Source organism: Fundidesulfovibrio terrae (genome assembly GCF_022808915.1).
Taxonomy (GTDB): domain Bacteria; phylum Desulfobacterota; class Desulfovibrionia; order Desulfovibrionales; family Desulfovibrionaceae; genus Fundidesulfovibrio; species Fundidesulfovibrio terrae.
The window spans coordinates 546,468-559,608 of record NZ_JAKZFS010000002.1 but is presented as its reverse complement, the minus strand read 5'-3'; the positions used below and the strand labels follow the sequence as shown (position 1 = coordinate 559,608).

The 13,141-nt window shown below is 67.1% G+C and carries 11 protein-coding genes; 8 read left to right on the top strand and 3 right to left on the bottom strand.

Going from position 1 to position 13,141, the window contains the following annotated elements; genetic code table 11:
- Positions 1-95: 95 nt before the first annotated feature.
- Positions 96-758 (top strand): TIGR04282 family arsenosugar biosynthesis glycosyltransferase, encoded by a 663-nt coding sequence (locus tag ML540_RS09645; RefSeq protein ID WP_243360338.1) that lies wholly within the window; start codon positions 96-98, stop codon positions 756-758.
- 87 nt (positions 759-845) lie between these two features.
- Here the strand turns inward: ML540_RS09645 and ML540_RS09640 are convergent, their stop codons facing one another.
- The 3 genes from ML540_RS09640 to rfbA form a co-directional block, all read right to left on the bottom strand.
- Positions 846-1,175, bottom strand: coding sequence for a YbjQ family protein (locus tag ML540_RS09640; protein ID WP_243360335.1), 330 nt, complete (start codon positions 1,173-1,175; stop codon positions 846-848).
- 253 nt (positions 1,176-1,428) lie between these two features.
- Positions 1,429-2,622, bottom strand: a complete 1,194-nt coding sequence (gene argJ / locus ML540_RS09635) for a bifunctional glutamate N-acetyltransferase/amino-acid acetyltransferase ArgJ (protein WP_243360333.1) — start codon at positions 2,620-2,622, stop codon at positions 1,429-1,431.
- Position 2,623: 1 nt separating this feature from the next.
- Complete coding sequence (gene rfbA, locus ML540_RS09630; protein WP_243360331.1) at positions 2,624-3,505, bottom strand: glucose-1-phosphate thymidylyltransferase RfbA; 882 nt, start codon at positions 3,503-3,505, stop codon at positions 2,624-2,626.
- Positions 3,506-3,589: 84 nt separating this feature from the next.
- Between rfbA and ML540_RS09625 the strand changes: the two genes are divergently transcribed.
- From ML540_RS09625 to ML540_RS09595, 7 genes are all read left to right on the top strand, one after another.
- Positions 3,590-4,390: a MogA/MoaB family molybdenum cofactor biosynthesis protein gene (locus tag ML540_RS09625; RefSeq protein ID WP_243360329.1), complete on the top strand. Its 801-nt coding sequence runs from the start codon at positions 3,590-3,592 to the stop codon at positions 4,388-4,390.
- A 235-nt stretch (positions 4,391-4,625) separates the two neighbouring features.
- Complete coding sequence (locus tag ML540_RS09620) at positions 4,626-5,870, top strand: HD-GYP domain-containing protein (protein ID WP_243360327.1); 1,245 nt, start codon at positions 4,626-4,628, stop codon at positions 5,868-5,870.
- 44 nt (positions 5,871-5,914) lie between these two features.
- Positions 5,915-9,265, top strand: a complete 3,351-nt coding sequence (locus ML540_RS09615) for a UvrD-helicase domain-containing protein (RefSeq protein ID WP_243360324.1) — start codon at positions 5,915-5,917, stop codon at positions 9,263-9,265.
- Between the two features lie 82 nt (positions 9,266-9,347).
- Positions 9,348-10,097, top strand: a complete 750-nt coding sequence (locus ML540_RS09610; RefSeq protein WP_243360323.1) for an N-acyl homoserine lactonase family protein — start codon at positions 9,348-9,350, stop codon at positions 10,095-10,097.
- Between the two features lie 144 nt (positions 10,098-10,241).
- The gene (locus tag ML540_RS09605) at positions 10,242-10,955 is read left to right on the top strand and encodes an acetolactate decarboxylase (protein WP_243360321.1); all 714 of its coding nucleotides are present in this window, start codon (positions 10,242-10,244) and stop codon (positions 10,953-10,955) included.
- Positions 10,956-11,122: 167 nt separating this feature from the next.
- A complete protein-coding gene (locus tag ML540_RS09600) occupies positions 11,123-12,028 on the top strand; it encodes a bifunctional helix-turn-helix domain-containing protein/methylated-DNA--[protein]-cysteine S-methyltransferase (RefSeq protein WP_243360318.1) in 906 nt (301 codons plus the stop codon).
- 75 nt (positions 12,029-12,103) lie between these two features.
- Positions 12,104-13,117 (top strand): amino acid ABC transporter substrate-binding protein, encoded by a 1,014-nt coding sequence (locus tag ML540_RS09595; protein ID WP_243360317.1) that lies wholly within the window; start codon positions 12,104-12,106, stop codon positions 13,115-13,117.
- Positions 13,118-13,141 lie beyond the last annotated feature (24 nt).

Here is a 13,141-nt window from a genome sequence, read left to right as displayed (position 1 = left end):
GGATCTTCCGGCGGGAAGATTCTTCCGCCGATATTCCGATCGTACCCTTTTCCCAGCCGGAACATCCTGTCACAAGCATTTCCCATGAGGACCGCATGACCAGCAGCGCCTGCATACTGTATTTCCTGCGCGCGCCGCGCCTGGGCCGGGTGAAGACCCGCCTGGCCAGGGACCTGGGCGACGAGGCCGCCCTGGCCCTGTACAAGGCGTTCGTGGAGGACATGCTGGACTCGCTCGCCGGTTGCGGAGCGGACGTGGCGCTCTGGGTGTCGCCCGGCGGGGATGTGGGCATGGTGCGCCACTGGCTGGGAGGCGATCGCTTCTATTTGCCGCAGCCTGAGGGCGACCTTGGCCACAAGATGGAGCACGCCTTCGGCTGGGCCTTCGCACAAGGGTATGTGTCGGCGGCGGCCCTGGGGTCGGACGTGCCAGGGCTCACGCCGAAACTAGCCCGGTCGCTCACGCGCCTGATGCGCTCGGAGCCCGCGCTCGTAGGCCCGAGCCCGGACGGCGGCTATTGGACCATCGGATTTCAGAGCGCAAGCTACCTGCCGCAAGTATTCGAGGGCATGCCCTGGAGCACGTCGGAACTCTTCGGGTTGACCATGGACGTGCTTGCGCCGCTGCAACCGGCGCTGCTGCCGGAACTTATGGACATGGACACGGTGGAGGATTTGAGGCGGCTGGCGGCGGGCTGCCCGGAAGGCGTGGCGAAAAGGACGCTTGCGATCGCGCGGGGGCTCGGCCTCGGTTCGTGAGAGCGAAGGGGGAAGCCTCCGGCGGCCAAAGGGACAAGTCCCTTTGGAATCCCATACGGCTTCGCGGGTATAAGCGGCAGGCCGGACTCAAATCTTTTCGATCTTCACCGCCGTCCCATAACACAACACTTCCGTAATCCCCGCCGCCACTTCGTTGGCGTCGTAGCGCATGCCGATGACGGCGTTGGCTCCCAGTTCCATGGCGTGTTCCCTCATGAGGTCAAAGGATTCCTGGCGGGTGCGTTCGCACAGCTCGGTGTACACGTTGATCCTGCCTCCGAAGATGGCTTCGAGCCCGGCGACGACGTTCCCGATGATGCTCCTTGAACGCACGATGATGCCGCGCACCACGCCCAGGTTTTCCACCACGCGGTAGCCCTCCAACCCGAACGCCGTGGTCACGAACGCGCTCTTCATCCCCGTATCCTCCAAATGAAAAAGGGAAGCGCGGCCTTGCGCGCTTCCCTTTCAATTCTCACACATCGTGCGATATTTCCATCCGAATCCCGCGCCAATTCCGCAGGACAGCGGAATTGGACGCTGCGTAGCAGCGCCCGAAGGGCGAGGGCCAGGATGGCCCGAGTCTAGCAATTGGCGGGGCCAGGGGGGCCTCCCCCCTGGCGGGTGCAGGGCAGCGCCCTGCCGGGTCCGGGGCAGCGCCCCGGTTCTTCTATGACCTGTAGTCCCCGTTGATCTTCACGTAGTCGTACGTCAGGTCCGCGGCCAGCAGCACGTATTCGCCGTTGCCCGCTCCCAGGTCGATGTCCACGGCGATCTCGGCGCGGCGCATGTGCGGGGCGAGCAAGCTGTCCAGGTCCCCGGCCACGGGCGTGCCGTTCATGAAAACCGGAATGCCCCCGATGGAGACGCTGACGTTTGCCGGGTCGAACTCCGCGCCGCTGCGGCCCACGGCGGCCACGATGCGGCCCCAGTTGGCGTCGCGGCCGAACATGGCGGTCTTCACCAGCGGGGAGTGTCCCACGGCGCGGGCGCAGACCTCGGCCTGCATGTTGTCCTCGGCCCCGGTGACGCACACGCGGATGATCTTGGTGCCGCCTTCGGCGTCCTCCACGACCATGTAGGCCAGAGCTTGGCAGAGCTCGTTCAGGGCGGCGGCCAGGGCGGCCAACTCCTCGTCGGAGCGCACCTTCACGCCGGAGGCGCCGTTGGCCATGGCCAGCACGCAGTCGTTGGTGGAGGTGTCGCCGTCCACGGTGACGGCGTTGAAGCTGGCGTCCACGGCGGCGGCCAGCATGGCCTGCCAGCGGGCCTTCTCCACGTCGGCGTCGCAGACGATGAAGGAAAGCATGGTGGCCATGTTGGGGCAGATCATGCCCGCGCCCTTGGCCATGCCCAGAAGGCGCACCTCGCGCCCTTCGATCTCCACCGCGCCCCAGGCCATCTTGGGGAAGGCGTCGGTGGTCGTGATGGCCTTGGCCGCGTCCAGAGGGCTGGACTGGCCGAGCTTGGCGGCCAGTTCGGGCATTTCGGCGCGCCAGATGTCCATCTTGAGCTGCGGGCCGATGACCCCGGTTGAGGCCGGAAGAATCTCGGAGGCGGCAAGGCCCAGGCGTTCTGCGGCAAGGGCCAGGGTCTCGCGGCAGTTGGCCTCGCCCTCGGCCCCGGTGCAGGCGTTGGCCTGCCCGGCGTTGGCCAGGAAGGCCCGGATCACGCCGGACTTCTTGAGATTTTCCTTCGAGACCACCACGGGCGCGGCCTGGAAGAGATTTTTGGTGAACACGCCCGCCCCGGCCGCCGGACGGTCGGAGACGATGAGCGCCACGTCGTCGCGGCCCTGGTAGCGGAAGCCCGCGGCGTGGGCTGCGAAAGAGAATCCCTTGGGCACGGGGACGATATGGTCCATGTTAGTCCTCCCCCCTGGACTCACGGACGACGTCCATGAGGTACTGGCCGTAGGAGTTCTTGAGCATGTCCTGGGCCAGGTGTTCGAGTTCGGAATCGGAAATGTAGCCCATGCGGAAGGCGATTTCCTCCAGGCAGGAGACCTTGAGGCCCTGGCGGTCCTGGATGGCCTGCACGAACCCGGCGGCCTGGTGCAGGGACTCGTGGGTGCCGGTGTCGAGCCAGGCGAATCCCCGCCCGAGGAATTCCACCTTGAGCTGGCCGCGTTTCAGATAGACGTTGTTGACGTCGGTGATCTCCAACTCGCCGCGCGGGGACGGCTTCAAGTTCTTGGCGATCTCCACCACCTGGTTGTCGTAGAAGTAGAGGCCGGTGACCGCGTACTTGCTCTTGGGCTTGGACGGCTTCTCCTCGATGGAAATGACCTTCTTGTCCTGGTCGAACTCCACCACGCCGTAGCGCTCGGGGTCGCGCACCTTGTAGCCGAAGACCACGCCGCCCTGGTCCAGTTGGGCGCAGCGCTGCAGCACCTTGGCCATGCCCTGGCCGTAGAAGATGTTGTCGCCGAGCACCAGGCAGACCTTGTCGCCGCCGATGAACTCCTCGCCCAGGATGAACGCCTGGGCCAGTCCCTCGGGCTTGGGCTGGACCTTGTACTGCAGGCGCAGTCCCAGCCACGATCCGTCGCCCAGCATCTCCTCGAAGCGGGGCAGGTCGTGGGGGGTGGAGATGATCAGGATATCCCGGATGCCGGCCAGCATGAGCACGGACAGGGGATAGTAGATCATGGGCTTGTCGTAGATGGGCAGGAGCTGCTTGCTGACGACTCTGGTAATAGGATAAAGCCTGGTGCCGGAGCCGCCGGCCAGGATGATGCCTTTCATGCATGTCCTCGCATGTGCGTTTTTTTTCAGTAGTGGGCTTGTGGCCCATGCCCGCCAAATTTGCAACAGTCAAGGTGGTTTCACATGAACGCCTCGATGCTTCTCGCCGTGACCCAGGATACGACCATCCTTCCGGGCCAGCGCGTCTTCATCTCTTCGGGGGCTCCCTCGGGGGGCCTCGCGCCTGTTCTGCCCGCCGTGGGCGCGCTGCCGGAGCTCGGCGCGGGGACCTACCTGGGCAGGCAGGACGCCATTCCGCTCTTCCAGGTGGCCGGGCGCATGCGCTGGCCCGAGGGCGGCGCGGCCCCGGCCATGGACGTGATCCTGGCCGACGCCCTGGACGAGGTCTACCTGCCCACCGGCGCGGCTAGCTTCAAGGCCTGGACGGGCGGCTACAGCCTGGCCTGGGTGACGCTCTCCGACAAGGGCTCGGCGGGCCTGCGCGACGACTCCTCGGGGCCGCTCATCGGCGACATGGTGGCGGCGGAGCTGGGGCTTTCGGTGATCCAGGGGCACATCCTGCCCGACGACCAGCGCCGCCTGAAGGCGCTGCTCATGGACCTGGCCCTGACCCAGCGCTTCGACATCGTGGTCACCACCGGCGGCACGGGGGTGGGCCCGCGCGACATCACCCCCGAGGCCACCCAGGCGGTGATCGAGAAGCGCCTGCCCGGCTTCGAGGCGGCCATGACCCTGGCTGGGATACAATCCACGCCCAGGGCGGTGATCTCCCGGGCGGTGGCGGGCTTTCTGGGCGGCTGCCTGGTGGTCAACCTGCCCGGTTCCCCCAAGGGCGTGCGCGAGACGCTGGCCGCCATCCTTCCGGCCATGGAGCATGCCCTGGAGAAATGCCACGGGGACCAGTCCGACTGCGGCGCGGGCTAGCGTCGCCCCCGGGCCCTCCGGGAATACGTTTCAAGCGCCATCAGGCTTCAATCATTTCTGGTGTTTCCGGAAAACATGAACCTGTTTTCCGGAAACAAGCCGCCATGTTCGCGCGAGTTTCGCGTTTCCGCTTGGAGAGCCGTTTTCCTGGTCCTGCCCCCACTGTCGGAAAACTTGCCACTTCACGCATAAATGATTACCCAGAGCGAGCTGTTCTGGAGTAGTCGTTGTGAGCATGCGTCTTTTCGATATGGTCGGGTGTCTGTCCAGCGCCATGGACCTGGTCAGCCCCGAAGTGGCCGGGCACCACATCCGCGTGGGGGCCGTGGCCTTCAAGCTCGGCGAGACCGTGGGCCTGCCGGGCCAGCGTTGCGCCGATCTTGCCCTGGCGGGCATGCTTCACGACATGGGCGCCTTCGCCCTCAAGGACCGCCTCTCCACCCTGGCCTTCGAATCCGACGACCAGACCCACCCCGAGATCGGCTACCGCCTGCTTCTCAGCTATCCCGAATTCGCCAGCGCCGCCGGGCTGGTGCGCAGCCACCACGCCGCCTGGAACAACGACAGCCGGCCCAAGACCGTCTTCCTGCCCGACCTGGAGCTGGGCAACCTGCTCTGCCTGGCCGACCGCGTGGAGACGCTGCTGCCCAGGTCTCCCGGCGAAAGCGTGGACCGCGACTTCATCCTGGCCAGGATACGCTCGGGCACGGGCCGCATGTTCAACCCCTGGTGGGTGGACGCCCTGGAAGAGTTGGTGGACACCGGCTTTCTCGAGCAGGTGTCGGAGTCCGACGCCATCGACCTGCGCATGACCATCCCAGACGAGAACAACCCGTTGCTCGGGGGCAAGGACGTCTCCCGCCTGGCGCGGCTCTTCAGCCAGGTGATCGACTTCCGCTGCCGTTTCACCGCCACCCATTCGCGCGGCGTCTCGGCCACGTCCATGGCCATCGCCCACGAGCTGCGCATGAGCGGCGACAACCGCGACGCCCTTGAGGTGGCCAGCGAGCTGCACGACCTGGGCAAGCTGGGCGTCCCCAACGAGATCATCATGAAACCCGCCGCCCTGGACGAGAAGGAGACGGCCACCATGCAGCGCCACGCCGAGCACGGCTACAACGCCTTAAGCGCCGCGCCGGGGCTTGAGGAAGTGGCCGAGCTGGTGGGACAGCACCACGAGCGCCTGGACGGCACGGGCTATCCGCACGGGCTCAAGGGCGCAAGGATCGGGCTGGCCTCGCGGGTGCTGGCCGTGTCGGACGTGTTCACCGCCATGGGCGAGGACCGCCCCTACCGCGCGGGCATCGAGCTGCACAAGATCGTCGAGTCCCTCCAGGAACTGGCCGACCGCAAGGCCCTGGATCCCGACGTGGTCAGCACTGTGTCCGCCAGACGTCACGATCTGGACGGGATCCGGCGCCACGCCCAGGCGCAAGCCCTCAAAGATTTCGATCACTTCTCCGGGACTCTTGCCCCCTAGGGCCGAAGACGCTAGGTTGTCCCCATCATCTTGAGCGGGGCGACATGGATCAATACCGGGCCGACCTCCACGTACATTCGCGTTTCTCCAGGGCCACCAGCAAGGGCCTGACCCCGAGGCATCTGGCCGCGTGGGCCAGGGCCAAGGGCATCGATGTGGTGGCCACCGGGGACTTCACCCATCCCGCCTGGCTCGAGGAGCTCAAGGACCTGCTGGCCCCCGACGGCCAGGGCCTGCTGCACCTCAAGGACCCCACGGGCCTGGAGCCGGAAATCCCCTGGCTCACCGACTACCCCCTGCCGGGGCGCGCCAAGTTCATCCTCTCGGCCGAGATCAGCTCCATCTACAAGCGCGGCGGCAAGGTCCGCAAAGTCCACAACCTGGTCTACGTGCCCACCTTCGAGGCGGCCGAAAAACTCAACGAAAAACTTTCGCGCGTGGGCAACCTGGCCTCCGACGGCCGCCCCATCCTGGGCCTGGACAGCCGCCACCTGCTGGAGATGGTGCTAGAGACCGATCCGCTGGCCTTCCTGGTGCCCGCCCACATCTGGACCCCCTGGTTCTCCATCTTCGGCTCCAAGTCGGGCTTCGACTCGGTGGAAGAGTGCTTCGGCAGCTACGCCCAGCACATCTTCGCCCTGGAGACGGGGCTCTCCTCCGACCCGGAGATGAACTGGCTCAACTCGAGCCTGGACCGCTACCGGCTCATCTCCAACTCCGACGCGCACTCGGGGGAGAAGCTGGGGCGCGAGGCCAACCTGTTCTCCGGCCCGGTCTCCTACGAGGGCATCTACCGGGCCCTCCGGGGCGAGGGCGTGGGGCACGATTTCCTGGGCACCGTGGAGTTCTTCCCCGAGGAAGGCAAATACCACATGGACGGCCACCTGGCCTGCGGCGTGGTCATGGACCCCCACGAAACCAAGGCCAAACGCGGCATCTGCCCGGTGTGCGGCAAGCCCCTCACCGTGGGCGTGCTGCACCGGGTGCTGGACCTGGCCGACCGCGAGCAGCCCGTGCGGCCCCAGGGCCAGCCGGGATTCGTCTCGCTCATACCCTTGAGCGAAGTACTGGGCGAGATCCACGGCGTCGGCGCCGGCTCCAAGAAGGTCCAGGCGTCCATGGCCCGGCTGCTCGGCAAGCTCGGGCCGGAGTTGCACATCCTATCGGATGCGCCGCTGGAGGACATCGCCAAGGAGTCCGCCGTGCTGGCCGAGGCCGTGGGGCGCATGCGCCGGGGCGAGGTGTTCCGCCAACCCGGATTCGACGGGCAGTACGGGCGCATCCGGGTGTTCAGCCCTGAGGAGCTGACGCGGCTTACGCGCGGCACGGCCCTGGTGAGTTCCCCGGCGGGTTCCCGGAACTCCCCGGGCTCGAAAAAGGCCGGAAAGGCGAAGGCAGCCGGGAACACAGCCGAACCGGCGGATATTTCGGGGGATACCGGGGCGGGCGCGCCACCGGCCGTCGCACCGGTCGTTGCCCTGGCCGCGCTCAACGGCCGCCAGCACCATGCGGCCACCTCCAAGGACCCGCGTCTACTTGTGCTGGCCGGTCCCGGCACGGGCAAGACCCACACCCTCATGGCCCGCATCCGCCACCTGCTCGACACAGGAGCCGACCCGCGCAGCCTGCTGGTGGTCACCTTCACCCGGCGCGCCGCCCAGGAACTCCAAGAACGCCTGGGCGAGGCTCCGGTGCGCGCCGACACCCTGCACGCCCTGGCCCACGAGTACTGGACCGAAGCCTACGGGGAGAAACCGGTGCTGCTCTCCGAGGAGGCCGCCCGCAGGCTCTTCGCCGAGGTCAACCCGGAACTCACCGGCCCCAAGCTCAAACAGGCCTGGCAGCAGCTCACCCTGGACCGCGAGCGCATGCGCCGCCGCCCCCTGCCCGTGTGGCCCAAAGCCCCCGGGGAGGCCCGGGACATCCCGGGAGAGGCGGCCGACAAAACGCGCGGCGGGGCCTTGGGCGCTGCCTCCGCGCCGAACATCCGGTCCGGGACTCCGTCCGCCCCGCTTCCGGCCGCATCTCCCGGAACATCCGCCGGAACTTCAGGCCAGCCCGGAAGCGGCACCGGGACAGGGGCCACCCCGGCCCAGCCCCCCACTCCCGAGGATCACGCCGCGCGTTACGCCAAGCAGAAGGCCTCCTGGAACCTGGCCGACTACACCGACCTGCTGGAATTCTGGCTGGAGAAGATCGAGGCGGGCATCTACGAATCCGGGTTCAAGCACGTGCTGGTGGACGAGGTGCAGGACCTCTCGCCCCTGCAGCTGTCCATCATCCGGGCCCTGTCCGACGGCCCCCTGCGCACCTTCTTCGGCATCGGCGACCCCAACCAGTCCATCTACGGCTTCCGGGGCGCGGTCAGCGACGTGGCCCGCGAGCTCCAGGGATTCTGGCGCGAGCTCGTCATCGTCACCCTGGACGAGAACTACCGCTCCACCCAGGCCGTGCTGGACTTGGCCCACGGCCTGTTCCCGCGCTCGACGCGCCTCACCGCCAGGCGCGTCCGGGACCAGGGCGAGATCATGGAGTTCACCGCGCCCCAGGCGTTGCGCGAGGTCTCCTGGATGGGGGAAAAGATCAGGCAGCTGCTCGGCCCCACGTCGCTCACCCTGACCAAGGGCCACGGACCCGTTCTTTCGCCCGGAGACATCGCCATCCTGGTGCGTTTCAAAGGGCTCATGGACCCCATCCAGAAGGCGCTCAACCGCTACGGCGTGCCCTGCTCCGTGCCCGAGGCCGAAGCCTTCTGGGCGGATTCGCGGGTGAAGGCCATCCTGAACGCCGCCGGGCGCTTCCTGGGCATGGCCGGCATGGAGGGCGCGCTCACCCTGGCCTGCCCGGACCGGGTGCTGGCCAAGGGCCCCAAGGAGATCGCCTTCTACCTTCGCGACGTGCCGCCCTTCGACCACCTCTTCTGGCAGAGCCCCGAATTCGGCGAACTGGTGGACGGCTACTCCAGGCACGGCGGCTGGGCAGGGCTCCTGACCTTCGTCAACGCCCAGAGCGAGCTCGAGCTCGTGGGGCGCAGGTCCGAGAAGGTGCGCATCATGAGCCTGCACGCGGCCAAGGGGTTGGAGTTCGAGGTGGTGTTTTTGCCGTCGCTGGAGGACGGCATCCTGCCTTTCGCGGGCATGGGCATGCTCACGGGAAAGCTCTCCCCGGCCGAGGCCCCGCCCGACGAGGCCGAGGAGGAGCGCCTGTTCTACGTGGGGCTCACCCGGGCCAAGTCGCGCCTGTACTTGAGCCACGCCGAGAAGCGCGAGCTCTACGGCAGGCTGCTCATGCTCAAGCCCTCACGGTTTTTGAAGAAGCTCGACCTGGACGAGGCCCGGCGCTCCCACTTGGTGGCCCGCACCGTGCGCAAGGAAAAGCAGCTGGACCTGATCTGATTCCTCCCGTTGCGGTCGGACTTGCCGAAAGCCGCCCGGATGGCTATCTGCTTCCGGTACTTCGCAAAATCCCGGAGAGAACATGTCCCAGACCTACACCATCCACCCCATCGTGGCCGGTTCCAAGCGCTTCGACAAAGGCTTCATGACCTATCAGCAGCAGATGGGCACGCCCTATGTGATCCCCCTGTACGCCTGGCTGATCCTTGGCGGCGACAAGAAGATCCTGGTGGACACCGGGGAGCTTAAGCCCATCGTCAGCCCGGACCGCGAGGAGTTCATCGGGGCCAAAATCGAGACCATCGAGGAAGGGCTGGGGCGCTTCGGCCTGACCCCGGAAGACATAGACATCGTCATCCACACCCATCTGCATCGCGACCACTGCGAGAACGACTACAAGTTCGTCAACGCCAAGTTCTACGTGCACGAGAAGGAGCTGGAGGTGGTCCACGACCCGCACCCCATGGACTACCGCTACCAGGAGGACTTCATCCTGGACGTGGAGGAGAGCGGGCAGATCGTTGCCTTGACCGGAGACACCGAGGTGGTCCCGGGCATCAAGATGATCCACACCCCGGCCCACACCGAGGGCACCATGAGCGTGCTGGTGGACACAGCCAAGGGCAAGGCCCTCATCACCGGGTTCTGCTGCATCCTGGAGAACTTCTACCCGCCCAAGGAAGTCAAGGGGTTGGGCATGGAAGTGATCCCGCCCTCCACCTGCCTGGACATCAAGCAGGCCTACGACATCGTGCTCAAGTGCCGGGACATGGCGGACATCATCATCCCCATCCACGAGCCGAAATTCGCCCGTGAAGGGCAGATCGGGTAGCCGCCGCCGGAACCGGGATCGGCTGCATACCGCAAACATTCGAACGGCCGGGGAGACCCGGCCGTTTCCATACCAAAGGACACGGGCCGGACATGCGCCCGGCCGGGCCGTTTCAAAGTGTGAAGCCTTGAGGAGGACACCACCGTGCGCACACGTTTCATCCTTGGCTGCCTTCTGGCCCTTCTCGCCGCCTGCGCCCGGCACCCGGCCCCGGCCGTCTACCAGTACGCCGCGTTCGACGATTTCGCGGCCGGGCAGTACGCCGGGAGCATCCCCCTTTCGGCCTTGAAAACCCACGGCGACTTCGGCCTGGGCACCTTTAGCGGCCTGGACGGCGAGATGATCGTGCTGGACGGGACCATCTACCGCGCCCAAGCGGACTGCACGCTCACCCGTCCGGATCCCGCCACCCTCTCCCCCTTCGCGGAGCTGGTCTTCTTCAAGCCCGAGGCGTCGTCCTCCATCTCCATGCCCGGCGACTCGGCCGCGCTGGGCAAATGGCTGAACGCCAGACTCCCCGAGGGGAGCTTCGCCGCCGTGCGCGTCAAGGCCACCATCAAGCACCTCAAGATCCGCAGCGTGGCCGGGTTCACGCCCCCCTACCCGGCCCTGGGCGATGCCCTGAAATCCATGAACATCCGGGACCTGACGGACGCCACGGGCACCATCGTCGGGCTTCGCGGCCCGGCGCAGCCCACGGGCGTATGGGTGCCGGGCTGGCACTTCCACTTCGTGAGCGCCGACGGCAAGACCGGCGGGCACGTGTTGAACGCGGAAGGCATCGAAGGAGACGCGGCCTGGATGTCATCGACGCGCTACGAGCTTGAGCTGCCGCCCCCCGCTCCCGGCCGGCCCTGACCGGCGCGGCCGCCCGCTGCAGCCTGTCCGGCATCGCGCATGACCAGACTAGGCGTGAAAGCGCTTTTTCGCCGAGGCCGCAAGAATCGGGTGGCTTGCGGCCCCGGCGCGTCCTATTCTCTTGCGCAAGCGCGGTCCTCGCAGGCCGCGCTTGCGGGAGAAACGCCATGACGACGCCGGAACAGCAGTCCAAAGCCTACGAAACCGTGGCCGAGGCCATCCGCTACGTGCGCGGCCACGCCCGGGTCCAGCCCACCCTCGAGGACGTGGCCGCCCACGTGAGCCTCAGCCCCCACCACCTGCAGCGGGTCTTCTCCGCTTGGGCGGGCATCTCCCCCAAGCGGTTCCTACAGTTCCTGACCAAGCAGAGCGCCAGGGAGCTCTTGCGAGCCTCCCGCGACGTGCTGCGCGTCTCGACGGAAACCGGCCTGTCCGGGCCCGGGCGGCTGCACGACCTGATGGTCTCCTGCGAGGCCATGACCCCGGGCGAGGTCGGGGCTCTCGGAGCGGGCACCGCCATCGCGTACGGATTCTCGGAATCCCCGTTCGGGCGCTTTTTGGCTGGGGCGACCCCGCGCGGCGTGTGCCACCTGCGCTTCGTCGCGCAGGGGGAGGATGAGGCCGCCGAAGCGGAGCTTCGCGCCGAGTGGCCGCGTGCCGCGTTCATCCGCGACGACGCCCAGGCCCGCGCGCTTTCCGGCGAGATGTTCGGGGACATGCCCGGAACCGGTGACGCCCAGCGTTCTCCCCTGCGGGTGCTCCTCAAGGGCACCAACTTCCAGATCAAGGTGTGGGAGGCGCTCCTGCGCATCGCCCCGGGGCAGGTGACCTCCTACTCCGGGCTGGCCTCGGCCATGGGCATGGCCTCCTCGCACCGGGCCGTGGCCGGAGCAGTGGCGAAGAATCCCGTGGCCTTTCTCATTCCCTGCCACAGGGTGATCCGCGAAAGCGGCGATTTCAACCAGTACCGCTGGGGCATCGAACGCAAAACAGCCCTGTTGGCCTGGGAGCACGGCCTGAATCTGCAGGCGGATGACTCCCGGCAACATTCCCGCCTGCCCTCTTCCGGTTAAAATACGTTGCCCAGAACGCTGCGCATGCATTAGGCATTACATATCATCTCATCCTTCGACAGGAGGAGCTCCGATATGCGCCTTTTCAGCCTGATCGCCTGCGCGCTGCTTCTCGCGGCCTCGCCGTGCCTGGCTGGCGACACGTCCACCACCGTCAAGAGCCGGGGGCTCGTGCGCTGCGGAGTGGCCAGCGATGTCCCGGGCTTCGCAGTCCGGGACGCATCCGGGCGTTGGGCGGGTTTGGATGTGGATTTCTGCCACGCCGTGGCCGCGGCCGTCCTGGGCGACCCGGCCAAGGTCTCCTTCCTGCCCCTGGCTACGTCCGCCCGGTTCACGGCGCTCATGGCCCGGGAGGTGGACCTGCTCTCGCGCAACACCACCTGGAGCCTGAGCCGCGAGGCCATGCTGGGGGTGGAATTCTCCGGCCCCATGCTCTTCACCGGACTGGCTTTCATGGTCCCGGCCATGGCGGCGGGCGGCGGGCTCAAAGGGCTGGACGGGGCCACGGTGGGCGCGGTCAGGGGAACGACGCACGTCCAGAACCTGGACGAAATGGCCGTGACCCATGGGATGCGCTTCAAGATCGTGCTCTACGACTCCGTGGAGCAGGCCCGCGACGCCTTCTTCGCCGGCCAGTGCCAGGCATTGTCCGAGGACGCCGTGCTGCTGGCGGCCTTTCGCTCCCAGGCCCCCGGAGGCCCTGACGAATACACCATCCTGCCCGAGCGTCTCTCCAAGGAGCCCATATCCCCGGCGGTGCTGCGCGGCGACGCCCAGTGGAGCCTGACCGTCAAGTGCGTGCTGGCTGCCCTGATAACCGCCGAGGAATGCGCCATCACCAGGGAGGCGGCGGCGAACGGCGTCACCCCCTCGTCCAATCCGGCCGGGGCGCTGTTTTTGCGACGCGCCGACGCCCTGGCCAAGCCTCTTGGGCTGGAGCCCGGCTGGGCGCTCAGGGCCATCCGGGCCGTGGGCAACTACGGCGAAATATACGAGCGCAACCTGGGGTCAGGGAGCCCGCTCAAGCTCGAGCGCGGCGTGAACAGGCTGTGGAGCCGGGGGGGCCTTCTGTTCGCCCCGCCCTTCTAGAAGTATTCCCCGAACCCCAAGCCC